At 28.5% G+C, this 24037-nt stretch carries 20 protein-coding genes and 1 pseudogene; 20 read left to right on the top strand and 1 reads right to left on the bottom strand.

Going from position 1 to position 24037, the window contains the following annotated elements:
- Nucleotides 1–23: 23 nt before the first annotated feature.
- Entirely contained in the window at nt 24–467 is a 444-nt protein-coding gene (locus M4I33_RS05750) for a hypothetical protein (protein WP_257915921.1), read from the top strand.
- Nucleotides 468–526: 59 nt separating this feature from the next.
- Here M4I33_RS05750 and M4I33_RS05745 read toward each other — a convergent pair whose 3' ends face one another.
- Nucleotides 527–2296 (bottom strand): beta-galactosidase family protein, encoded by a 1770-nt coding sequence (locus M4I33_RS05745; protein ID WP_257915920.1) that lies wholly within the window; start codon nt 2294–2296, stop codon nt 527–529.
- 189 nt (nt 2297–2485) lie between these two features.
- On the opposite strand from M4I33_RS05745, the gene M4I33_RS05740 reads away from it, so the two are divergent.
- The 19 genes and pseudogenes from M4I33_RS05740 (at nt 2486) to M4I33_RS05650 (ending at nt 23738) form a co-directional block, all read left to right on the top strand.
- On the top strand, nt 2486–5197 hold the full coding sequence (locus M4I33_RS05740; protein WP_257915919.1) for a sigma 54-interacting transcriptional regulator: 2712 nt from the start codon (nt 2486–2488) through the stop codon (nt 5195–5197).
- A gap of 129 nt (nt 5198–5326) precedes the next feature.
- The gene (locus tag M4I33_RS05735) at nt 5327–6436 is read left to right on the top strand and encodes an anaerobic sulfatase maturase (protein ID WP_257915918.1); all 1110 of its coding nucleotides are present in this window, start codon (nt 5327–5329) and stop codon (nt 6434–6436) included.
- 289 nt (nt 6437–6725) lie between these two features.
- Entirely contained in the window at nt 6726–7517 is a 792-nt protein-coding gene (locus M4I33_RS05730) for a PTS sugar transporter subunit IIC (protein ID WP_257915917.1), read from the top strand.
- 25 nt (nt 7518–7542) lie between these two features.
- A pseudogene (locus tag M4I33_RS05725) lies at nt 7543–8313 on the top strand (PTS system mannose/fructose/sorbose family transporter subunit IID); the annotation flags it as partial.
- Nucleotides 8314–8420: 107 nt separating this feature from the next.
- Nucleotides 8421–8912, top strand: a complete 492-nt coding sequence (locus tag M4I33_RS05720) for a PTS sugar transporter subunit IIB (protein WP_257915916.1) — start codon at nt 8421–8423, stop codon at nt 8910–8912.
- A gap of 87 nt (nt 8913–8999) precedes the next feature.
- Entirely contained in the window at nt 9000–11033 is a 2034-nt protein-coding gene (locus M4I33_RS05715) for an alginate lyase family protein (RefSeq protein WP_257915915.1), read from the top strand.
- 140 nt (nt 11034–11173) lie between these two features.
- Complete coding sequence (locus tag M4I33_RS05710; RefSeq protein WP_257915914.1) at nt 11174–12691, top strand: sulfatase; 1518 nt, start codon at nt 11174–11176, stop codon at nt 12689–12691.
- 4 nt (nt 12692–12695) lie between these two features.
- A complete protein-coding gene (locus M4I33_RS05705) occupies nt 12696–13466 on the top strand; it encodes a sulfite exporter TauE/SafE family protein (RefSeq protein WP_257915913.1) in 771 nt (256 codons plus the stop codon).
- 15 nt (nt 13467–13481) lie between these two features.
- Entirely contained in the window at nt 13482–13892 is a 411-nt protein-coding gene (locus M4I33_RS05700) for a PTS sugar transporter subunit IIA (RefSeq protein ID WP_257915912.1), read from the top strand.
- Nucleotides 13893–13910: 18 nt separating this feature from the next.
- On the top strand, nt 13911–15098 hold the full coding sequence (locus M4I33_RS05695) for a glycoside hydrolase family 88 protein (RefSeq protein WP_257915911.1): 1188 nt from the start codon (nt 13911–13913) through the stop codon (nt 15096–15098).
- A gap of 239 nt (nt 15099–15337) precedes the next feature.
- The gene (gene kduI / locus M4I33_RS05690) at nt 15338–16168 is read left to right on the top strand and encodes a 5-dehydro-4-deoxy-D-glucuronate isomerase (RefSeq protein ID WP_257915910.1); all 831 of its coding nucleotides are present in this window, start codon (nt 15338–15340) and stop codon (nt 16166–16168) included.
- A gap of 49 nt (nt 16169–16217) precedes the next feature.
- Complete coding sequence (gene kduD, locus M4I33_RS05685; RefSeq protein ID WP_257915908.1) at nt 16218–16991, top strand: 2-dehydro-3-deoxy-D-gluconate 5-dehydrogenase KduD; 774 nt, start codon at nt 16218–16220, stop codon at nt 16989–16991.
- 106 nt (nt 16992–17097) lie between these two features.
- A complete protein-coding gene (locus M4I33_RS05680; RefSeq protein WP_257915907.1) occupies nt 17098–17775 on the top strand; it encodes a bifunctional 2-keto-4-hydroxyglutarate aldolase/2-keto-3-deoxy-6-phosphogluconate aldolase in 678 nt (225 codons plus the stop codon).
- A gap of 16 nt (nt 17776–17791) precedes the next feature.
- Nucleotides 17792–18814, top strand: a complete 1023-nt coding sequence (locus tag M4I33_RS05675) for a sugar kinase (protein ID WP_257915906.1) — start codon at nt 17792–17794, stop codon at nt 18812–18814.
- Nucleotides 18815–18835: 21 nt separating this feature from the next.
- Entirely contained in the window at nt 18836–19990 is a 1155-nt protein-coding gene (locus M4I33_RS05670) for a galactokinase (protein ID WP_374707696.1), read from the top strand.
- Nucleotides 19991–20008: 18 nt separating this feature from the next.
- Nucleotides 20009–21493, top strand: coding sequence for a UDP-glucose--hexose-1-phosphate uridylyltransferase (gene galT / locus M4I33_RS05665; protein WP_257915904.1), 1485 nt, complete (start codon nt 20009–20011; stop codon nt 21491–21493).
- A 62-nt stretch (nt 21494–21555) separates the two neighbouring features.
- The gene (locus M4I33_RS05660) at nt 21556–22590 is read left to right on the top strand and encodes an aldose epimerase family protein (protein WP_257915903.1); all 1035 of its coding nucleotides are present in this window, start codon (nt 21556–21558) and stop codon (nt 22588–22590) included.
- Between the two features lie 111 nt (nt 22591–22701).
- Complete coding sequence (locus M4I33_RS05655) at nt 22702–23007, top strand: hypothetical protein (RefSeq protein ID WP_257915902.1); 306 nt, start codon at nt 22702–22704, stop codon at nt 23005–23007.
- Between the two features lie 8 nt (nt 23008–23015).
- On the top strand, nt 23016–23738 hold the full coding sequence (locus M4I33_RS05650) for a hypothetical protein (RefSeq protein WP_257915901.1): 723 nt from the start codon (nt 23016–23018) through the stop codon (nt 23736–23738).
- Nucleotides 23739–24037: the final 299 nt, after the last annotated feature.

Below are 24037 nucleotides of genomic sequence, written 5' to 3'. Positions count from 1 at the left end.
AATAGTGATAGGGGGAATTATTAATGAAAGGATTAATTGCTTTTTTGGCTTTTACTGTACAATTGCTTTATTGGATAATAGGGGACGGTCCAGGCAGTTATACTTTAAAAGACGTAATTTTAATTACTATACCATTTTTCATAATAGTACTTATGATTATATTAAATGAAAAACACCCTGGAATAACGCTATTTATAGCAGAGAGAATCTTAAAATCAGAATTTAAAGATATAAAACCGATTTTAAGAGTTATAAATAGAGGTATGATAATAATATCATCTATATTACCTTTAATGTGCGCTTATGATATAGTGCATGGATTAAGTGAGGGGGATATAGTTATAGATCTGCTTTTTCATGGAGTTATTATAGTAACTGCTATAGTAGGATTTTCTATGCCAGTTTACTATATGATTAAAGACTTAGTTTATAAGGTAATTAATAAAAAATTTATTTATAAAAGATGATTTAATAGTCGTTTATAAAGAAAATAGGCTACAAAACTTTAAAGTTTTGTAGCCTATTTTTAATACTTATATAAAGGTTTATCGCTAAGGGTTATTGTGTCAGAGTATTTACCTTCAGTTTCAAATATTATTATTTTATTTTCTCCATAATTTAAAAGTGGAGCCGGTATATAAAGGTATAAAGTAGGTCCTACATCTGAGAATTTACCTAAGTTAAATCCATTTATAAAAGCGCAGCCTCTCTTAAATTCTGGTAAGTGTAAAAATGTATCACATTTATCGTAAACATTAAAAGTATATTCATAAAAAGCAGGAGTTTTTGAAATAAACTCACCATCAAAATTGACATTTTCTATATTAGATAAATCTAAAGGGTAATGATAAAATCCAGTTTGAAAGTGTAAATCAAGCATAACGCCACCCTTTATGCCTTTTCTTTGCTTAGGGCTTATAAGGCTTGCACCGTAATTGATTCTACCTGTATTTTCAACTAATACATCTAATACGTTATCTTCTTCTAAAGGTAGATTTAAGCTGAAATTTTCTCCGATTTCTTCTCCAAATTGAGTAATTATATGTTTATTATTTACAAACACTTGAGCTCTATCGTCACAATCTACTAATTTTGCCTTTTCTAAAAATCTAGACTTACCAACGTTAGTCCTATAAAGGGTATAGCCGTAGCCTTGATTTAATTTTTCCATATTTAAAGTATAGTCGTTATATAACGGTTTAGATAATGAATCTAAAGTATTAAATAGTGACACTTTATTTTTTAGTTTAATTTCTCCGTAATGTTTAAATTTAATATCAGTAGTCAATTCAACATCAGGTATAGCTTTATATTTTGAAATTACATTTTTAAAATCATGATATTTTTCGTTATAAGTTCCCCATTCAGTTAAAGGAGCATCGTAATCATAACTAGTAGTTTGAGGGTCTATTCCGTTATGATAACTGCACCCATTAAAGAATCCAAAGTTTGTCCCACCGTGGAACATATATATATTTACACTACCTACATCTAACATATCTTTTAATTCTTTTGAGGCATCTTTTGAATCTCTTCTTTTTAGTTCAGATCCCCAATTATTGAACCATCCTATCCAAAATTCCATACACATTAAAGGACCTATTATATTATTATCTTTCATAAAGGTATCTAAGGCTCCTATTTGCTCTTTAGTCCTTGAACCAAAATTTGCAGTAGGAAGTACATTTTCATTTAAGAGAGTGCCAGAATCTAGTACTTCTCTCCAACCTCCATCAGAAGTAAATAAAGGAACTGTACAGCCGTTTTTTATCATAAGATCTTTTATTTCTTTTAGGTATTTTTTATCATTACTAAAAGAACCATATTCATTTTCTATTTGCATCATAATAACAGGTCCATCTTCTGTAACTTGAAGGGGAGTAATTATTTTAAATAACTCTTTAAAATAATCAGAAACGTGACTAATAAATTTAGTGTCTGTACTTCTAACTCTTATGTTATCTTCATTTAAAAGCCAATAAGGAAGGCCTCCAAACTCCCATTCAGCACATATGTATGGAGTTGGTCTTAAAATTACTAAAAGGTCTAATTCTTCAGCAAGTTTTACGAATTTTACTATGTCTTTGTTATTAGAAAAATCAAATTCTCCTTTCTTTGGTTCGTGTATATTCCAAGGAATATAGGTTTCAACAGTATTACAGCCCATTGCTTTTAGCTTTTCTAATCTATCTCTCCAATACTCTGGAACTATTCTAAAATAGTGAACAGCACCAGAAATTAATTTTATTTTTTCTCCATCTAAATAAAAATCTTCTTTTATTTTAAATCTTCTCATAAATCTTATTCCCTCCAGAAATAGTTTTATTAAATAAAAAAGCAATTACTATGCCAAGTATAGTGTCATATGAATTACTTTGTGTCACTAAAAAATGTAAAAAAATATTTACACTTAGTTAAAACTTTATTATAATTTTAACTAAGATTTATGAATGTAAACCATTAAATAGGGGAAGAGGGTTTTTAAATGACAATTAAAGAGAAGGTGTTCTCAAAACTTAGAGAACTTTGTGAAGTAACCGAAGATAAAGATTTTGTTGGAATAACAGCAAAAGAAATTGCAGAAATTTTAAACGTTCAAAGAAATGTAGTTAGTCACTATCTAAATGAATTATGCAGAGAAGGAAAGGTCGTAAAGACTAATACTAGACCTGTGTATTTTTTTGACACAAATTTTATAAATAAAAAAGAAAAGTCAGAAGACGAATCTTTTTTAGAAGATCCATTTTCTAAAATTATAGGTAGTACAGGCAGTCTAAAAGAGCAAATAGAACAGTGCAAGGCAGCTGCTGTTTACCCGAATAAAGGACTTCCTATAACTTTAACTGGTAATAGTGGGGTAGGCAAAAGCTATATAGCTAAAGTTATCTATGAATATGCTATATATAAAAAATGCATCAAAGAAGATGCACCTTTTGTTACTTTTAACTGTGCAGATTATGCAAACAATAAAGAATTATTATCAGCAAATCTTTTCGGTTATAAAAAGGGTGCTTTTACAGGTGCTGATAAAGATGCTATAGGCTTAATTGAAGCGGCAGATAACGGGTATTTATTTTTAGATGAGGTACATAGACTATCTCCAGAAGGACAAGAGAAACTATTTTTATTTTTAGACCAAGGAAAATTTAGAAGAATAGGTGAAACTAACAAATGGAGAAGTGCAAACGTAAGGTTTATCTTTGCAACTACTGAAAATCTAGATGAGGTTTTATTAGATACATTTAGAAGAAGAATACCTATATTTGTTGAAATTCCAAACCTTTCTGAAAGAACTGTATCAGAAAGACTTTCTATGATTTATAGCTTTTATAAAGAAGAGGCAAAGGAGATAGGAAGAGATTTAATTATAAATAAGAACGTAATTAATTCATTGTTATCAATAAAAGGAAATGGAAATGTTGGTTTATTAAAAAATATAATAATAAGCAGTATTGCAAACTCTTATAGAATGAATACAAAAGACCAAACTATAAGTGTTAATTTAGATAGCCTTCCAGGTAAATTTAAAAACTCTATAAATATTAAAGATAACTTTTATTTTGAGAATATGAAGGTATTTAGAGATGAAAACATCGAAACTAACATTCAAATTAGTAATACTTCTTACAATCAAACTATAGTTACGGAACTAAAAAATATTTTTAAGTTTTTAAATAATTTTAATATTGGAACTTTAGAGTATGAAAAATTTAAAAAGAACTCAAACAGAAGTTTAAATAATATTTTAAAAGAGATTGTTTTTAATAATTCAAATATAGAAAAAGATATTTTAACTTACGAGCTTATCTTTAATATTGTAAATAATGCACTTATGTTTATACAAAAAAATTATGGTATAAAATATTACGGAAATACAACAAAGGTCCTAACTTATGCAATTATTTACCTAAGAAATTTTGACGAAAAGGAAATAGGTAAAAAATCAGATTTTAAAAATTATATAAAGATACTTAAAAAGAAACTTACTGATAATTATTTAGTTAGCAAAAAATTAAGTGAAATTATTGAAAATACATTAGATAGTAAGCTTAGTGATTTAATACTTATAGTTATCACGCTTTATATAAATAGTATTTCAAGTGGTAATAAAAATAAAATTAAAGGAATTATAGTAGCCCACGGCTTTTCAACTGCAAGCAGTATAGCATCTGTTGCAAATACTTGTTTTGAAGATTTTATATTTGAACCTTTTGATATGCCAATAGATGTTACAACAGCAACAGTAACTAAAAAGATAAAAGATTATTTAAATTATATAAACACAGAAAAAGGTATAGTGATTTTAGTAGATATGGGTTCTTTAAATGAAATATACAATGAACTTAAAGATTGCGTAAATGGAGATGTTGGGATAATAAATAATATTTCAACTAGGCTTGCTTTAGATGTTGCAAACAATATTATAAATAACGAACCTGTAGAAACTATAGTAAAAAAATGCTCACTAAATAATAAAACTGAATTTAAATATTATGAAGCTAAAAATAAGAAAAAAGCTATAGTAGTTACTTGTATATCAGGGGTTGGTACTGCTGAAAAAATAAGAGAAATCCTTAAAAAATGTATAGGTGAATCTGATGCAGAAATAATAGCGCAAGATTATGACAGTATAGTAAACGGAATAGCTAATAACAATAATTTAAAAGGGTATGATGTAAAACTTGTTATATCAACTACAGCATTAGACTTAAAGGGAGTTAATGTTATTGAACTACAAAACTTAATTAGTGGACAATCAGATAGTATTTTAGAAGAGGTATTTTATGATATAAGTAAGAAAAAGACTTTACCTGAAATTAAAGATGATATTATAAAATTCTTCTCACTTCAAAATATAATAAACCAGCTTACTATTTTAAATCCAAATAAGATAATAGATGAAGTTTCAAAAATAATAAATAGTTATCAATTAGCTCTACATATGGATTTTAAGAGCGAATTAAAATTAGCTTTATTTATTCATATAAGTGCACTTATAGAAAGACTCGTACTTAGAGATGCAATCATATCACACCCTAAGGAAGAGAAATTTAAAAAAGAACACAGTGATTTTATAGAAGAGACAAACAGAATATTTGAAGAGATATTAAACGAGTATAAAGTAACTCTTCCTATAGCTGAGATAGTAAATATTTATTACATTATAAAATTAAGGGAGTTAGATTATTTAAACTAAATATTTCAAATAAAGGCTATAACTTTAGTTATAGCTTTTTTATTTGAAATTTTGTGGTATGAAAGTTGCTTTAAATAATAGTGTAATAAATAAAATAAAGTGTAATACATAAAGTGGGAGTTGTTAGATATGTTAAGTATATTAATTAAGCCGGTATCATCAAATTGTAATTTAGAGTGCGGATATTGTTTTTATAAATCTACTGCAAAAGAAAATTCTAATATCAGTAGAGAATATATGAAGGTAGAGACTCTTAAAAATATAGTTAAGAAAGCTTTTGATTATTCAAAAGATGGTGTAGTATTTGCATTTCAAGGGGGAGAGCCTACTCTTATAGGTTTAGACTTCTTTAAAGAATTAATAAAATACCAGAAAAAATATAATAAAAGAAAAATATTAGTTAAAAATTCAATTCAAACAAATGGATATAACATAGACGAAGAATTTTCTAAGTTTTTAAAGAAAGAAAACTTTTTAGTAGGTTTATCATTAGATGGCCCTAAATTTTTACATGATAAATATAGAGTGAATTTAAAAGAAAACGGAAGTTTTGATAAAGTATTTAATACTAAAAAAATATTTGATAAAGACTTCGTAGAATATAACATTCTTTCTGTTATAACAAAGGAAACATCTAAAAATGCAAGAGAGCTATATAAGTTTTATAAAGATAATGATATAAACTTCGTTCAAACTATACCTTGTTTAGATAAAGGCTTTAACCAAAGTGGAGAAGAAAAATACTCTTTAACTCCTGATGAGTATGAAGGGTTTTTAAAGGAGTTTTTTGATCTTTGGTACAAAGATTATAAAAAAGGTGACTTTATGAGCGTAAGGTTATTTGAAAATATTTGTGCAATGCTTCTTGGAATGAAACCTGAAAGCTGCGAACTTATGGGATTTTGTAGTATTCAAAATGTAATAGAAGCAAACGGAGATATATACCCTTGTGATTTCTATGTTTCAGACGATAAGAGAATTGGAAACATAAATGAAATATCTTTTAAAGATGTACCAAAACTTAAATCAAGTATTAAATTTATAGAGACAAAAGAACCTTTAGATAAATGCAAAAAGTGTAAGTATGGTCCTCTTTGTAAAGGTGGTTGTAAAAGGTATAGAGATGAAAATACGTTAGAGTACTATTATTGCAGCACTTTTAAAAACTTTTACGATTATTCAATAGATAGGTTTATAGAAATCTGCAAAGATATAATAAAAAGAGAAAAGAATAGGTAGTTTTAAAATTGTAAAAATATAGTGTCATATGGTTACAGGGTAAATTAAATAAAGAGTAATTGATAAAAAATAAAAATACTTTAAATTATAGACTATTGTCATACTAAAATTAACTTTGAAAGAGAAATAAATAAGTTAATATATCTAAATAACCCTTATTTAATATGATTATATAAATAAATATAGTATGACAAAAAGTTGGCACGAGAGTTGCTTTATAAATAAGTGTAAACATTAACAAATTAAAATCAAAAATAAAAATATTAAAATATTTTGGGAGGTATTATATATGGATATTCAATTATGGCAAATATTAGTTCTTGCAGCTTATGCAGCATTAGCTCAATATGATGGACTACACTTTTTAGTTGGTTTACCAAAACCAGCAATCGCAGGTTTATTTGCAGGACTAGTTATGGGAGATGTAACTACAGGACTTTTAGTTGGAGGTACTATCCAATTAATGAACTTAGGAGTTAGTAACTACGGAGGAGCTTCAATTCCTGATTATATGTCAGCTACATTAATATCAACAGCACTAACTATTTCAACAGGACAAGGTGTTGAATTTGCAGTTGGTATAGGGGTTCCAGCAGCTTTATTATTAGTTCAATTAGATATTTTAGCAAGAATGGCAAACACATTCTTCCAACATAAAGCAGAAAATTACGCAGATAAGAGAGACTATAAAAAAGTTAAACTTATGAACATATTAGGAGTAATTCCTTGGTCTTTATCAAGATTTGTACCAGTATTTGTAGTATTATTCTTCGGTGCAGATGTAGTAAATAAGATATTAGCAGCATCACCACAATGGTTCTTAACAGGATTACAAGTAGCAGGGGGATTATTACCTGCAATAGGTATTGCAATATTACTTAAATACTTACCACTTAAAACTTACGCACCTTACTTAGTTATAGGATTTGCTTTTGCAGCATTCTTAAACTTACCAGTTATGGGAGTAGCTTTAATAGGTGGCGCTATAGCATTTATTAAATTTAAAGAAAGAGAAGAGCAATCTTCTAGAGAATTAAGTAGCACACAAGTTTCAGGAGGAGGTTTTGACGAAGATGAGTAATTAAGTAAAAAAGTTTACTAAAAAAGATATAAATAGAGCTTATTTTAGATGGTATGGAGCTGGAGAGACGGCTTGGAACTATGAAAAAATGCAAGGACTTGGATATTGCTATACTATGCTTCCATTCCTTGAAGAAATATATAAAGATGAAGACGAACTTAACGATGCAGTTAAAAATCACATGCAATTTTTCAACTGTAATATGACAACAAGTGCATTAATAATCGGAGCAAACCTTGCTATAGAAGAACAAGGTGGGGAAGGCGTTCAAGAAGCAGTTGCAGCTATAAAAACTGGTCTTATGGGACCTTTAGCTGGAGTTGGTGATACTTTATTTGGGATGACATTTAATACAGTATTTGGTTCAATTGCAGCTTATATGGCTATTGAAGGAAACCCAGTAGGATGTTTTATTTGGATATTTGCAAACTTAGCAAGAATATTATTATCTAACTTCTTTATGCACTTAGGATATAAAGAAGGGGCAAAGGTAGTTGGAACTGTAGGAACAAAGTTAAAAAATGTTACAGAAGCTGCAACTATATTAGGGATGACAGTAATCGGGGCACTTATCCCAACTGTTGTTAAAGCAAAGACAGCATACGTATTTAAAACAGGAGAGGTAGAATTACCAATCCAAGATATTTTAGATAAAATTATGCCAGGGTTATTACCACTTGGAATAGTATTTTTAACTTATTGGTTACTTGGAAGAAAGAGATTAAACTCAACAAAAGTAATCTTCTTATTAATAATAATGGGTATATTAGGATCAGTTATAGGATTCTTAGGATAATAAAAAAAGTGTAGTTCCTTAGAATATATATTTTAAGGAACTACGATACAAAAAATATGGTTTGGGTATAGAATTAAAGAGTATAAGAATTTGGAGGTATTTTATTTATGAAAGGTATAATACATATAAGAATAGACGATAGATTAATCCACGGGCAAGTTGCAGCATTTTGGTGTAATACTTTAAAAGCAACTAGAATTATGGTTATAAATGATAAGGTTTCAAACGATGAAATGCAAAAATCAGTTTTAAGAATGGTTGCACCAGCTTCAATTAGAACTTCAATTATTTCAAAGGAAACAGCTTTTAAAAATATACAAGCTGGAAAATATGAAGGACAAAGAGTTTTAGTAGTAGTAAAAAATCCAGAAGATATATTAGATTTAATAAATATGGGATTAGATATAAAAGAATTTAATGTAGGAAATATGGCATCAAAAAATGATACAACTCAAATAAAGCGTTCAGTAAATGTTACAGAAGAAAACGTAAAAACATTTAGAGAACTTGCAAAATTAGGAGTTCAAATGACATCAATAATGGTGCCAGATGATTCTAAAACAAATATTATAGATTTCATAGATAAAGCAGGTCTATAGATAAAAATTAAATATTAAATTTTAAATTAGCGGGGCTTTGCAAGATTTATTGTGATAGCCCCATTTTTAATATAGGAGGATATAAATATGGGGTTATTAGATATTTTGAATCTAGAAGATTCATACCTAGAAAAAGAAAGGATACTAAAATATTTTAAAAAAAGAAAAAAGAAAGGGTATATAGAAGAATGCGATTCTTTAAAAGAATATTTAATTAAAAATAACTATAAAGAAGTAGAAGAACTCTTAGAAGATGCAGATAGATATTTAAGTGGAATCTTTATTTTTGATAGAAAGTGGGATATGGAAAGGTGTAAAACTCCGTATGAATTTAAAGAAAAAATAGATTGGACTATAGTTCCTTTTAAAGACCCAGAGTGGACTTATATGTTAAATAGGCATAAGCATTTACTTATCTATGCTTGGAGCTTTTATATTACAAAAGAAGATAAATATTTTTATAAATTAAAAGAAGAACTTACAGATTGGATAGATAATGTAAAAGTTCAGGATGAAAATATGACACTAGCTTGGAGAACTATAGAAGCTGGTATAAGGCTTAGAAATTTCACGAAAATATTTGAACTTATAATAGACCACAAAGATTTTGATTATGAGTTTTTAGAAAAATACTTAAATTCTATCTATTTACATATAGATTATATTCTTAGGAATTCAAAAGAAAGTAGGATTTTAAGTAATTGGGTTATACTTGAAAACCACGGTGTTTTTATAGCTTCTGAATATTTTGAAGAACTTAAAATTAGTAAAGAAGGAAAAGAAAAATCAATTAAAATGATAGAAAAAGCTTTAAATATTCAAATTCTTAGTGATGGGCTTCAGTGGGAACAATCCTTTATGTATCATAACGAGATGGTAAATTGCATTTTAGATATGATTATTATAGATAAAAGGAATAATAATTTATTAAAAGAAGAGATAAAAGATAAATTAAAAGATATGTTGTATGCAACTTTAAATATAGCAGATCCAAACCTTCATCAAATCAATTACGGAGATAGTGATAATGAAGATTTAAGGGATATATTATCCTTAGGTGCAATAGTTTTAAAAGATGATAATTTAAAAAGAGTAAATAAAGCTCCTTTAGAGACATTATTAACTTTTGGATATGACGGAATTAAAGTTTTTGAAAGTTTAAATACTAAAAGCATATTAAAATCTAAAGCCTTTTTAGATTCAGGCAACTATATAATTAGAGATAATGTTAAAGAGAAAGAGATATTTACATTCTTTAAGTGTGGACCTCTTGGAAGTGGACACGGGCATTACGATTTATTACACTTTATGATTAATTATAAAGGTTTTGAAATTTTAAGTGATTCAGGTAGATTTACATATAATGAAGAAGATGTTTTAAGAAATAAATTAAAAGAAGCTAAGTCCCACAATACGATTTTGGTAGATGACTTAGAATTTAATATAAGTAAAGGGGCGTGGTCAAGCCTTAAAGTATCAAATTATATAAAGAGGGATTATAAATTTGGAAAGCTAGGTAGTTTAGTTGAAGGTGCGCATACAGGTTATAAAGGTGTATTTACAAATAGAAAATTAATTTATTTAAATTCAGGGATTTGGATTTTAAGTGATGAGTTTTTTACTGATGAAAAACATAAGTACTCTAGGATATTTAATTTTAATAAGCCAAACTGTAAGATAGATAAAAATAAAGTTATTTATAATGATTCAAATTCTTTTGAGTTTAATTTAATTCCTTTAAATGGAGGCGAAATAAGGCTTGAAGAGGGATTGATTTCAAAAGAATATAATTCAATTTATAAAACTCAAAAAGTAGTAATAGATTTTGAAGGTGATTCTAATACTTTTTTAAATACTGTAATGTATGTAAATGAAGAAGAAAAAGTAACTAATATTTCTTATGTAGAAATATTAGATTGGAAAAATAAAAAATTAGATGAAAAATACGCTAAAGGTATAAAGATAATAAAAGGTGATACAACTTATATAGTAGTTATAGTAACAGATGAAGAGCCAAGCGGAAGAAAAACTTATATAGTTGACAAAACAGTTATATACGGAAGAGTCACTATAATTAAAAGAATTAAAGATAAGGAAGAAATTGAAGTTTTAAGTTACTAAATCATTTAAAAAGATACAAAAAAATAGATTTTTGTATCTTTTTTTTGTTTTCTGTAAGATTAATTCTTTAAGTGTATGTGACAGAAAGTGGCACGGTAATTGCTTTAATTATAGATATAAAATTTAAAGGAGGAGTTAGTTTGAAAGAAAAAAGGCCAAATATTTTATTTATAACTAGCGATCAGCAGCATTTTAATACTATAGGTGCTTTTAATAAAGAAATAAAAACTCCAAATATAGATAGGTTAGTTAAAGAAGGAACAACTTTCGATAGGGCATATACTGTAAACCCAACTTGTACTCCTTCAAGAGCAACTCTTATAACTGGCAAATATCCAAGCCAACATGGTGCTTGGACTTTAGGAACAAAACTTCCTGAAAGTGAAAAAACTTTAGGTGGATATTTAAAAGAAGAGGGATATAGAACAGCTTTGATTGGAAAGGCACATTTTCAGCCGCTTAAAAGTACTGAGGAGTATCCTTCATTAGAAGCTTACCCTATACTTCAAGATTTAGAGTTTTGGAAAAATTTCAATGAGGACTTTTATGGATTTGAAAAAGTTGAACTTACAAGAAACCATACAAACGAACCTCATGTAGGGCAGCATTATGCTCTGTGGCTTAAAGAAAAGGGAGTAGAAAATTGGAGGGATTATTTTTTAGGAGATACAGGGTGTATGGACCCGAGCATTAAATATAAATGGGATATAAAAGAAGAATTTCACTATGACACTTGGATAGCTGAAAGGACAAATAAATTATTAGAAGAGTATAAAGAAAATGATGAAAACTTCTTTTTGTGGGCAAGCTTTTTTGACCCACATCCACCATATTTAGTGTGTGAACCTTGGGCATCTATGTATGATAAAGATGAAATTACAATTCCAGAAGTAATTGAGGGAGAACATTTAGATAGTCCTCCACATATTAAGATGACACAAAAAGAAAATGCAGATTTTTCAGAATATAGAGAAACAGGTTTTGCAATACATGGAATGAGTAGAAATCATCTAGTTCCAAAGGAAACACTAAAAAAGGATATTTCAGTTTATTATGGAATGGTTAGTATGATGGATAAATATATAGGTAAAATTTTAGATAAATTATCTAGTCTAGGACTTTCAGAGGATACTATAGTGATTTTTACAACTGACCATGGAAACTATTTTGGTCAACACGGATTAACTAGAAAGGGAGCTTTTATGTATGAAGATTTAATAAAGATTCCTTTTATAGTGAGGTGGCCAAATAAGGTTTCAAAAAATAAAGTAAATAGCGCACTTCAGTCGCTAGTAGATGTAGTACCAACAGTGCTAGAAGCTACTAAAACTAAAGTTTCAATGGATATTACAGGGAAAAGCCAATTAGATGTTTGGACTTCAAAAAAAGATAAAGTGAGGGAACATATAATTTGTGAAAACCACCACGAGCCTACGACTATAAATCAAAGGACTTATGTAGATGAAAGATATAAAATAACTATTTATTATAATAAAGAGTACGGGGAAATTTATGATTTAGAAAATGACCCACTAGAGGTTCATAACCTTTGGGATAAAGAAGAATTTAAGGATTTGAAAAGTGAATTGCTTTTAAAGTATGCTTGGGCTGAATTAGAGAAAGAGCCGATGTGGATGCCAAGAATAGCAGGTGCATAAAATAATGGCTTTAATTTATTTTTTAGTAGCATTAGTTTCAACTATAGCAGGTTCTTTAGCAGGGCTTGGCGGAGGAGTAATAATAAAACCTGTATTAGATATCTTAGGTAATTATAGCGTTCAAACTATAAGTGTACTATCATCATTTACAGTTTTTGTAATGGCAGTAGTATCTATAATAAAGCAAACTAAGTATGGGGTGAAATTTGAAACAAGTAAAACTATTTATATAGGTTTTGGTTCGATACTTGGGGGAGTTTTAGGAGAATGGGTTTTAGGGTTATCTTTATCAATAGTAAATAATGAATCAGTAATATCTATAATTCAAAATATGGTTTTAGCAGTACTATTAACAATAATAATAATTTATATGAATAATAAATCAAGATTTAAAAGATATAAGGTTGAAAATAAAATAGTTTGTATAATTGTAGGACTCAGTTTAGGGCTTTTAAGTGCTTTTTTAGGGATTGGGGGAGGACCTATTAATGTATGTGTTTTATCATTAATATTTTCTCTAGATACTAAAGAGGCAGCTATAAATTCTATAATTATTATATTATTTTCTCAAAGTTCAAAGCTTTTTACGGTATTAATAAATGATGGGTTTAATGGTATGGATTTAAGTATGCTTCCCTTTATGATAATAGGTGCAATTTTAGGAGGGACTTTAGGTTCAAGTTTAAATAGAGTATTAAATAATAAAACGATTTTAACAGTATTTAATGTTGTAATAATAACTTTAATAGGAGTAAATGTATATAACATTATTTAAAAATGGAGGTATAAGATGTATAAAATTTTAATGGTTAGTCATAGCGCTTTATGTACAGGAGTTTTAGAAGGGGCAAAAATGATCCTAGGAGATGTAAGAGGAGTAGAATGTATTAGTCTTACAGAAGAAGGCGTAGAAAAGTTTTCAGATGAATTAAATAAAAAGCTTTTAGAAATAAAAGATGATAAAGATGGAATATTAGTTTTAGCAGATCTTTTTGGAGGCTCGCCATTTAATAGAGCACTTATGGAAAGTATAAATGATCCTAGAATCAAAATTATAACAGGAGTGAATCTTCCTATGCTTATAGAAGCAGTTATGAATATAGATTCTAATTTAGAAGAGGTTTACGATAATATACTAAACGCAGGGATAGAAGGAATTAAGACTAATAAAATTACTAAATGTGATATAGAAGATGAATAACCTTTAGGAGGATTTTGTATGTTTAAAAATTTAAATATAGAAGAAATTAACAATAAAGAAGAACTTTTAAAAGAAGAGTACTTAAACAAAAAAGAAGTAAAAGAAGCATTAGATTTTATAATAACTAAAATAGACGAGAATTTAGAGGTATTTACAGAAAAGTTCCCAAGCGCTTGTACCACTAATCATAAATATAGAATAAAAGATAATGATGATTGGACTAATGGGTTTTGGACAGGCATGCTTTGGATGGCATACGAGTATACTGGTGATGAAAAATATAAAATAGTAGGGGATTTACATACTGAAAACTTTAGAAAAAGGTATGAGGATAATTTTGTATTAGACCATCATGATTTAGGTTTTTTATATAGTCTTTCGGCAGTTGCAAGCTATAAAGTTACTGGTGATAAAAAAGCAAGGGAACTTGGGCTTTTAGCTGCAAAAAAGCTAAAAGAAAGATATCAAGAAAAAGGAAAGTTTATTCAAGCTTGGGGAAAATATGGTGATGAAAGAGAATATAGGCTTATAATAGATTGCCTTCTTAACTTACCTCTTTTATATTGGGCATACGATGAAACCTTAGATGAAAGCTTTTTAAATGTAGCAAATAATCATTTTGAGACTGCAATTAATACAGTTATAAGAGAGGATTCTTCAACGTATCATACTTATTATTTTGATAAAGAGACAGGAAAACCTAAAAGTGGTATTACTCATCAAGGGTTTAATGATGAGTCTTGCTGGGCAAGAGGTCAAGCTTGGGCAATAATTGGGATGCCTTTAAATTACAGATACAATAAATCTTTAGATAGTATCGAAATCTTTATGGCAGTAACAAACTATTATTTAAATAGACTACCGGAAGATTTAATTCCTTACTGGGATTTAGTATTTAAAAAAGAAGATAAGGAGCCTAGAGACTCTTCATCAGCTGCAATAGTTGCGTGTGGTATATTTGAAATGGAAAAATATTATGATTTAAAAGATAAAGAATTTTATATAAAGGCTGCCCACAAAATGCTTAGAGAATTAATAAGTAATTACACAACTAAGGATTTAAAAGAAGCAGATGGGATATTAAAGCATGGTGTATATGCTTATCATCATAATAAAGGGGTAGACGAGTGTAATCTTTGGGGAGATTATTTTTATATGGAAGCATTAATGAGATTATACAAAAAAGATTTTAATATATATTGGTAAAGATATTAATTACAGTTTTATAAATTATATAAAATAACGACTTTGTGGCATTAAATTAATTTATTTTTAAATTAGTGTCATATACACTTAAGTTATTTTATTTTAAAGTCCTTGTTTAAGTTTTAAAAAACGGCTTAAACAGGGACTTTTCTATGTGTATATAAAATATTTAGATAAGTGGCATGGAATTTGCTTTATATAAAGGTATAAGATATTTAAATTTTAGGAGGTTTTTAAAAATGGAAATAAGATATGCAAATCACCCAGAGGATTCAAAAAAATATACAACTAGTGAGATTAGAGATCACTACTTAGTAGAGGACGTATTTGTTAAAGATGAAATCAAATTAACTTATAGTCATGTTGATAGAATAATCTTTGGTGGTGCAATGCCATTAGATAAAGAGTTATCTTTAGAGGCTGGAAAAGAACTTGGAGTTTCTTACTTTTTAGAAAGAAGAGAAATGGGAGTTATAAATATAGGTGGAGCTGGGTCTATTATTTTAGATGGCACAGAATATGAAATGGATAGCAAAGACGGGATTTACATAGGGGCTGGAACTAAAGAAGTTAAGTTTATTTCAAAAGATTCTAAAGACCCTGCAAAGTTTTATATAAATTCAGTACCAGCTCATAAAAGCTATAAAACTGTAAAAATAAATATTAAAGATGCAAATCCAGTAAGACTTGGAGACAATAGTACTTTAAATAAGAGAACTATTTATCAATACGTTCATCCAAACGTATGTGAAAGTTGCCAATTATTAATGGGGCTTACTATGTTAGAGCCGGGAAATGCTTGGAATACAATGCCTTGTCATACTCACGAGAGAAGAATGGAAGTTTACTTCTACTTTGATATGGACGAACAAACTAGAGTTTTCCACCTTATGGGAGAGCCTACTGAAACTAGACATTTAGTAGTGAAAAATGAAGAAGCAATAATTTCACCTAGTTGGTCAATTCACTCAGGTGTTGGAACAAGCAACTATACATTTATTTGGGGAATGTGCGGTGAAAACCAAACATTTGATGATATGGATGCTATAGCTATGGAGACTTTAAGATAATTTTATAAGAAATAAACATAGAACTTAGTTATTTAAGGAGGACTTTAAAATGTTAGATAATTTTAGTATGGATTTTTTTAGTTTAGAAGGAAAGGTGGCAATAGTTACAGGAGGTAATACTGGACTTGGTCAAGGGTATGCTGTAGCACTTGCTAAAGCCGGTGCAAACTTAGCTATTGCAACTTTTGATGATAATTGGGACGAAACTCGTGAATTAATAGAAAGAGAAGGAAGAGAAGTTTTATTTGTTCAAGCGGATTTAACTAAAAAGGAAGATAGAGAAAAAGTAGTTAAAGAAACTTTAGATAAGTTCTCTAAAATAGATATTTTAGTAAATAATGCTGGAACTATAAGAAGAGCACCACTTCTTGAATACAAGCCAGAAGACTGGGATGCTGTTATGAATATAAACTTAAATGCAGTTTATTTTTTAAGTCAAGAAGTAGCAAAAGTTATGGTTAAACAAAACTCAGGAAAAATAATAAACATAGCTTCAATGCTTTCTTTCCAAGGAGGAAAGTTTGTACCTCCATATACTGCAAGTAAACACGGAGTGGCTGGAATCACAAAAGCCTTTGCAAACGAACTTGCAGGATATAATGTACAAATTAATGCTATAGCACCAGGATATATAGCTACAGATAATACAGCACCTATAAGAGCTGACGAAAAGAGAAATGCAGAGATATTAGGAAGAATACCTGCAGAAAAATGGGGTACTCCATTTGACTTAATGGGAACTGTAGTATTTTTATCATCAAGAGCATCAGACTATATAAACGGACATATATTAGCAGTTGATGGCGGATGGTTAGTTAGATAATAAAAATAATAAAGAGGTGCTATTTTTAGGACTAGCACCTCTTATAAAATAAAAATTTGCGTAGGGTATAAAAAGATTTTAATTAAGGTATATAAGGAGAGGGACTATGATAAATAAAATTAAAGTTTTAAATAGAATAATGGATACAGCTGTTGTAGCTGTCGTACGTGGTAAGGATTTAGATGAAGCTAAAAAAATATCTGAAGCTTGCGTAAAAGGTGGAGTAGATATACTAGAAGTTACTTTTACAGTTCCTAAGGCTCATGAAGTGATCCAAACTCTAAAAGAAGAGTATGGGGATTTAGCTGTAGTTGGAGCTGGAACAGTTTTAGATTCAGAAACAGCAAGAGTTGCAATATTAAATGGAGCAGAATTTATCGTAGGACCTAATTTTGATTTAGAAACAGCAAAGTTATGCAATAGATATCAAGTGCCATATATGGCTGGATGTATGACTATAACAGAGATAGTTAAAGCTATGGAATGTGGGACAGATGTTATTAAGCTTTTCCCAGGGTCGGCGTTTGGGCCTTCTATAATAAAAGATATTAAAGGACCATTACCACAAGTTTGCATTATGCCAACTGGAGGAGTATCTTTAGAAAATGTTAGTGAGTGGATAAAAAATGGATGTATAGCAGTTGGTGTTGGTGGTGCATTAACTTCAGGGTCAAAATCTGGTGATTTTGAATCTATAACAAGGCTATCAAAAAGCTTTGTAGAAAAGGTTAAAGAAGCTAAAGGCATAAATGTTAGTAATAAAGAAGTTATAAAAGCTATTTAAAGAAAGGAAGATAAAAATGAAAGGGAAAAAGATAGTAGCCTTAGGTGAAATTATGATGAGACTTTCACCAAACGGAAACACAAGATTTAGCCAAGCGAAAAGTTTTGAGATAAACTTTGGGGGTGCTGAGGCGAATGTTTCTGTTTTTTTAAGTAAGCTTTTAGAAGATGTTAAATTTATAAGTAAAGTACCAGATAATCCTATAGGGCATATGGCTTTAGATTTTCTAAAAGGCAATGGAGTTAATACTGAAAACGTTATTTTAAAAGGTGATAGATTAGGAGTATACTATTTAGAAAAGGGAACTTCAGTTAGAGGCTCAAAAGTCCTTTACGATAGGGAAAATTCTGCAATGGCTAGTTTAAAAAGGGAAGAATTTAAATTAGAAGAAATTTTTAAAGGGGCTGAATTATTTCACGTATCAGGGATCACTGTAGCTTTAGGTGATGAAAATATAAAGTTTGTAAAAAGCTGCATAGAATATTGCAAAAATAATTCTATAAAGGTTAGCGTAGATTTAAATTACAGAAGCAAACTTTGGAGTTTCTTTGAGTTTACAGAAACTATGAAAGAAATAATTAAGGGAGCAGATATAGTATTTGGTTGGATAGATTTAGATAGTGATAACAAAGAATTTAAATGTATAGAATTTGAAAGTTTAGAAGAAGAAAAAAAATATTTTAATAGAGTATTTAAAAGAATGAATAAAGAATTAGGGGTAAAAGCTATAGCAACTACCTTAAGAGAAAATATTTCAAGTTCAAGGAATGCTATAAGGGGAATATTTATAGATGAGAGCAAAATTACATATTCAAACAGATATGAGTTTGAAATAATCGATAGAGTTGGCGCGGGAGATGCTTTTTCAGGGGGAGTATTATATAACTTTATCAGAAATAATGACGCTCAAAAAATAATAGAGTTTGGAACAAAGGCTGGGGTTTATAAACACACCGTTTTAGGAGATGTGCTTTTAGCTTCAAAAGAGGAGATAGATTCAATAAGCAGTAGTAGTGAAAACTTTGGAGTTAGTAGATAGGAGAGATATATTATGGAAGAAATGATTTTAAAATTCAAAGATATATTTAAATATGGTGATGAAAATTTAGACAAGTTCTTTTCTCCAGGAAGGGTTAATCTTATAGGAGAACATACTGACTATAACGGAGGAAATGTATTTCCTTGTGCTATAAATTTTGGAACATATGCTATAGCTAGTAAAAGAGAAGATAACAAAGTAAGAGTCTTTTCTTTAAATTTTGAAGAAGAGGGAGTAAAAGAATTTACTTTAGATAATCTAAAAAATATTAAAGAAGATAACTGGGCAAATTACGTAAAAGCTGTAGTTTATTCTTTTAAAAAAGATGGATTTAAAATAGAAAAAGGGTTTGATTTAGTAGTTTATGGGGATATTCCAAATGGGGCTGGACTTTCTTCATCAGCTTCTTTAGAGCTACTAATAAGTGAGATATTAAAAGTTTATAATAATCTAGATATAGATACTATAGATATGGTTAAGTTAAGTCAAAAAGCTGAAAATGAGTTTATAGGTGTAAACTGTGGAATAATGGATCAATTTGCAATAGGAATGGGGAAAAAAGATAAAGCTATATTTTTAGATACGAATTCATTAAAATATGAATTTGTTCCTATCGACTTAAAAGGAATAAAAATAGTTATAGCAAACACAAATAAAAGAAGAGGACTTATGGATTCTAAATATAACGAGAGAAGAAGTGAATGTGAAGAAGCTTTAAAAGATATAAAAGAACATAAAAACATAAATTCTCTTGGAGAGCTAACTGAAGAGAATTTAGACGAAGCTTTAAGTTATATTAAAAGAGATGTCTGTAAATTAAGAGCTAGACATGCTGTTTTAGAAAATAGGAGAACTATAAAAGCTGTAGAACTTTTAAATAAATCAGATATTTCTGGCTTTGGGAAATTAATGAATGACTCTCATGCATCTTTAAGGGACTATTATGAAGTTACAGGAATAGAGTTAGATACATTAGTAGATTTAGCGCAAAAAACAGAAGGGGTTATAGGGTCTAGAATGACTGGAGCTGGCTTTGGAGGTTGTACTATATCTTTAGTAAAAGAAGAAAAAGTAGATGAATTCATAAATAAAGTAAAAAAAGGATACAGAGAAAAAATAGGGTATGATGCAGATTTTTATGTTGCAGGTGTAGGAGATGGAACTAGAAAGCTATAAATTTTAGGGAGAGAGATTATGAGTGATATATATTTTAAAATAGATGAATTAATTAATTATGGTATAAAAAATGAATTGATAGATAGTTTAGACGAAGTATTTATAAGAAATAAACTTTTAGAAGTATTAAAGTTATGTGACTACAAAAAATCTACTAAAAAAGATTTTTCTTATGATATAAGTTATATACTTGATGGAATTTTAGATTTTGCAATAGAAAATAATATTATAGAAGATAATATCACAGAAAGAGATTTATTTGATACTAAAGTTATGGGCTTAATAATTAAAAGGCCATCTGAAATTATTAGAGAATTTAACTCAAGGTATAAGAGCTCAAGCAAAGAAGCTACAGATTACTATTATGATTTATGTAAAAAATCTAATTATATTAGAACAAAAAGGGTAGAAAAAGATTTAAAGTGGAAAGTTTCAACGGAGTTTGGGCCTTTAGATATAACTATAAATATGTCAAAGCCTGAAAAAGATCCTAAAGAAATAAAAAAGGCATTAAAAATTCAAGATAGTGATTATCCAAAATGTTTGCTTTGTAGAGAGTGTGAGGGGTATGAGGGTAGACTTAATTACCCAGCTAGAGGAAATCATAGAATAATTCCTATAGAATTAAATAAAGAAAAATGGTTTCTTCAGTATTCTCCATACGTTTATTTTAATGAGCACTCTATAATTTTAAAAGAGACTCACACACCTATGGTTATTGATAGAAATACATTTAAAGAACTTTTAGATTTTATAGAGAAATTTAATCATTATTTTATAGGATCTAATGCAGACCTACCTATAGTTGGAGGTTCTATCCTTTCACATAATCATTATCAAGGCGGAAATTATAAATTCAGTATTGAAAAAGCAAAGGTAATTGAAAAATACAACATAGAAGGTTTTAAAGATGTCTCTTTAAAAAGAGTTAAATGGCCTCTATCAGTTATAAGAGTGAGTTCAAAAGATAAAGAAAAGCTTGTAGATATTTCAGATTATATCTTAAAAAAATGGAGAGACTACTCTGATTTAGATAATGATATAGTTTCAAATACAGATGGGGAAATGCATAATACAATAACACCGATTGCAAGATTTAATGACGGTAAGTACGAGATAGATTTAGTTTTAAGAAATAATAGAACTACTAAGGAGCATCCTTTAGGGATATTTCACCCTCATAAAGAATTACACCACATTAAAAAAGAAAATATAGGACTTATAGAAGTTATGGGACTTGCAGTACTCCCTTCAAGATTAAATAATGAAATTAAATATATGATAAGTTATTTAACTAAAGGAGTCTATAACCCTATAATAGAAAGTCATAAGGACTGGTTAGATAGAATTAAAAAAGAAAATAATATAACTGAAGATAACGCTTTAGATATATTAAAAAAAGAGATAGGATTAGTATTTAAAGAAGTCTTAGTCCACTGCGGAGTATTTAAAAATAACGAAAGTGGAGAAAAGGGATTTAATAAATTTATAAATAGTTTATAAAATAAAAGGGCGTTTTAAATTAGTATATTTAAACGCTCTTTTTAAAGTTAGGAGAGAAAGTTATGAGAATTAAAGAGAAAGAGTTATTTAAAATAGAAGGAAATAGAGTTAAGAAATACACTATAGATAATGAGAACGGGTTAATAGTTAGTATTTTAAATTTAGGAGGAACTATATTAGAGATAAAGACAAAGGATAAGTTAGGTGAGTTAGAAAATATAGTTTTAAGGTACGAAGATATTAAAGATTATATAGATAATCCAAGCTATTATGGAAGGACTATCGGGAGGACTTCTGGAAGAATAGATAAAGGTGAGTTCACTTTAAATGGTGAAAAGTATACTTTGAATAAAAATTACGGAAAAAATAGTGGTCACGGGGGAAATAAAGGATTTGATAAAATTATATTTGATTCTAAAATAATAGAAAAAGAAGATTCAATAATACTTTCTTTAGAGTATTTTTCAAAGGATTTAGAAGAGGGCTATCCAGGAAATTTAAAAGTTAAAATAGAGTACGAAATAACTGAGGATAACAGATTAATATTTAGAGTTTTTGGAAAATCAGATAAAGATACTTTATTAAATATTACAAATCACAGCTATTTTAATTTATCTGGAAACTATAAAAGAGATATCTTAAACCACAGTTTAAAGATAAGTGCAAAGAAGTTTTTAGAGATAGATAAAGATGGCGGAGTAACAGGAAATATTTTAGATACAGATAAAAACTTTGACTTTAATTTTGGTAAATTAATTGGAAGAGATATTGAAAATAAAGATATTCAATTAAATTTAGGAAATGGATACGATCATCCGTTTATGCTTACAGATAAAAAGATAATAGAGTTATATGAAAAAGAAAGCGGAAGATATATGAAGATAAAAACTAGTTATCCATCTGTAGTAGTATATACTCAAAACTTTATAGATAATAAAAAGTTATACGGGGGAAAAGAAGTAAAGAGAAGGATGGGAGTTTGTTTAGAAGTTCAAAATCCACCTATAGGTTATAACGAAGCATTTAAGGATTATTCAGTTTTAAAAAAGGAAGATGTTTTTATAGCCCAAACAGAATATATATTTGGATTAATATGAAACAATATGTATTTAAGGTTAATAAAATGAAAACAAATAGTTAACAAAACCTTGTAAAATTTTGAGAGGTATTGTAAAATATTACCGCGAGAAAAATTATAGGGGGATAAAATGAAAGAAATATTAAATAAACTAATTAAGTTTTTAAAAGGATTTGGAGTTTTCTTTGCATCAGTAATTATTCTTATGGTTATAACTGAGTTAATAATTCCTTCAAAGGTAGAGGTTTCAGCTTCAAAATACACAGAAAGTGAAGATAAGCTAAAGACTCTAGAAGAAGAGTATTCTAAGATTTCTGAAAAGAGCAATGAAGAAATTAAAAATTTAGAAGATGAAAAGCAAAAATTAATTCAACAAATTGAGGAATTAAATTCAAAAAGTAAGGAATTAGATTCAAAAATAAAGGATCTAGGGTAGAGGGGAAAATGAATAATAAATTTTTAGCATTTATAAAAAAATACAAGATAGCACTAGTACTATCATTAGGTATGGTATTACTAATGAAATTTAATGAAAAAGATTATAAAGAAGAGTATGAACTTGCAAACAATAAAATTGTTGAAGTAGAAGGAAACATTTCAAAGATTGAAAAAGAAAACAATAGTGAAGAGTTAAATAAAGAAATAAATGATTTAAAAGATAAAAGTGGAAAACTATCAGAAGAGGTAACTGAAAAAGAGACAAAGTATGATAACTTAGAAGCTGAAAAAGAAGAAAAATTAGAAAAAGAGAAAAGAGAAGCTGAAGAAGATAAGAGAAAAGCTGAAGAAGAAAAGAAGAGGATTGAGGCTGAAAAAAAATTAGCAGAAGAAAGAAAAGAACAGACAACAAACAACATAACAACAGCTAAACCAAATAATAGCTCAAATAATTCAACAAGCGGAAGTCAAAACAAACCTCAAGTGTCACCAAATAAAAAACCAGCTACTAATAAAAAACCAACTACTAATAAGAAACCATCTAGTAGTAATTCTTCTAATAATTCGGGTGGACAACCGTCTGGAAGTATAGTATATGCTAACGGGGGAAGTTCTAAATCTAACAAATATCATAAAACACCTACAGCACATAAAATGGAAGGTGCTATAAAAATGACTGAAAGTCAAGCTAAGAATCAAGGATATGTAGCTTGCAAAATATGCTATTAAGTAAAAGACTAAGATTTTTATCTTAGTCTTTTTGCATTTTTATACAAAAACAACAGATAATAAAAAATATATATTAAATTTATAAAAATAAAAAATATATTTAACAAATTTAGTATAAAAAAGGAGTATAATTATATAAAGAAGAATTTTCTATATATAATAATTATTATATAAAAGGAGTGACGAGAGATGAGTAAGAAAAAAGTATTAGTTCCTGTAGATGGAAGCGATAGAAGCTTAGTATCATTAGAATACGTTAAGGATAATTTCAAACCAGAAGACGTTGAAGTAACTATAAT

This window comes from Clostridium sp. LY3-2 (assembly GCF_024705715.1).
GTDB lineage: Bacteria > Bacillota > Clostridia > Clostridiales > Clostridiaceae > Clostridium.
The sequence above is the reverse complement of the archived record's forward strand: the minus strand, read 5'-3'. Positions and strand labels throughout refer to the sequence as shown.

What these genes read in the sequence shown, in the direction of transcription:
- M4I33_RS05750 (WP_257915921.1), top strand. Translation starts at nt 24, where the DNA reads ATGAAAGGATTAATTGCTTTTTTGGCTTTTACTGTACAATTGCTTTAT.
- M4I33_RS05745 (WP_257915920.1), bottom strand. Translation starts at nt 2,296, where the DNA reads ATGAGAAGATTTAAAATAAAAGAAGATTTTTATTTAGATGGAGAAAAA.
- M4I33_RS05740 (WP_257915919.1), top strand. Translation starts at nt 2,486, where the DNA reads ATGACAATTAAAGAGAAGGTGTTCTCAAAACTTAGAGAACTTTGTGAA.
- M4I33_RS05735 (WP_257915918.1), top strand. Translation starts at nt 5,327, where the DNA reads ATGTTAAGTATATTAATTAAGCCGGTATCATCAAATTGTAATTTAGAG.
- M4I33_RS05730 (WP_257915917.1), top strand. Translation starts at nt 6,726, where the DNA reads ATGGATATTCAATTATGGCAAATATTAGTTCTTGCAGCTTATGCAGCA.
- M4I33_RS05720 (WP_257915916.1), top strand. Translation starts at nt 8,421, where the DNA reads ATGAAAGGTATAATACATATAAGAATAGACGATAGATTAATCCACGGG.
- M4I33_RS05715 (WP_257915915.1), top strand. Translation starts at nt 9,000, where the DNA reads ATGGGGTTATTAGATATTTTGAATCTAGAAGATTCATACCTAGAAAAA.
- M4I33_RS05705 (WP_257915913.1), top strand. Translation starts at nt 12,696, where the DNA reads ATGGCTTTAATTTATTTTTTAGTAGCATTAGTTTCAACTATAGCAGGT.
- M4I33_RS05700 (WP_257915912.1), top strand. Translation starts at nt 13,482, where the DNA reads ATGTATAAAATTTTAATGGTTAGTCATAGCGCTTTATGTACAGGAGTT.
- M4I33_RS05695 (WP_257915911.1), top strand. Translation starts at nt 13,911, where the DNA reads ATGTTTAAAAATTTAAATATAGAAGAAATTAACAATAAAGAAGAACTT.
- kduI (WP_257915910.1), top strand. Translation starts at nt 15,338, where the DNA reads ATGGAAATAAGATATGCAAATCACCCAGAGGATTCAAAAAAATATACA.
- kduD (WP_257915908.1), top strand. Translation starts at nt 16,218, where the DNA reads ATGTTAGATAATTTTAGTATGGATTTTTTTAGTTTAGAAGGAAAGGTG.
- M4I33_RS05680 (WP_257915907.1), top strand. Translation starts at nt 17,098, where the DNA reads ATGATAAATAAAATTAAAGTTTTAAATAGAATAATGGATACAGCTGTT.
- M4I33_RS05675 (WP_257915906.1), top strand. Translation starts at nt 17,792, where the DNA reads ATGAAAGGGAAAAAGATAGTAGCCTTAGGTGAAATTATGATGAGACTT.
- M4I33_RS05670 (WP_374707696.1), top strand. Translation starts at nt 18,836, where the DNA reads ATGATTTTAAAATTCAAAGATATATTTAAATATGGTGATGAAAATTTA.
- galT (WP_257915904.1), top strand. Translation starts at nt 20,009, where the DNA reads ATGAGTGATATATATTTTAAAATAGATGAATTAATTAATTATGGTATA.
- M4I33_RS05660 (WP_257915903.1), top strand. Translation starts at nt 21,556, where the DNA reads ATGAGAATTAAAGAGAAAGAGTTATTTAAAATAGAAGGAAATAGAGTT.
- M4I33_RS05655 (WP_257915902.1), top strand. Translation starts at nt 22,702, where the DNA reads ATGAAAGAAATATTAAATAAACTAATTAAGTTTTTAAAAGGATTTGGA.
- M4I33_RS05650 (WP_257915901.1), top strand. Translation starts at nt 23,016, where the DNA reads ATGAATAATAAATTTTTAGCATTTATAAAAAAATACAAGATAGCACTA.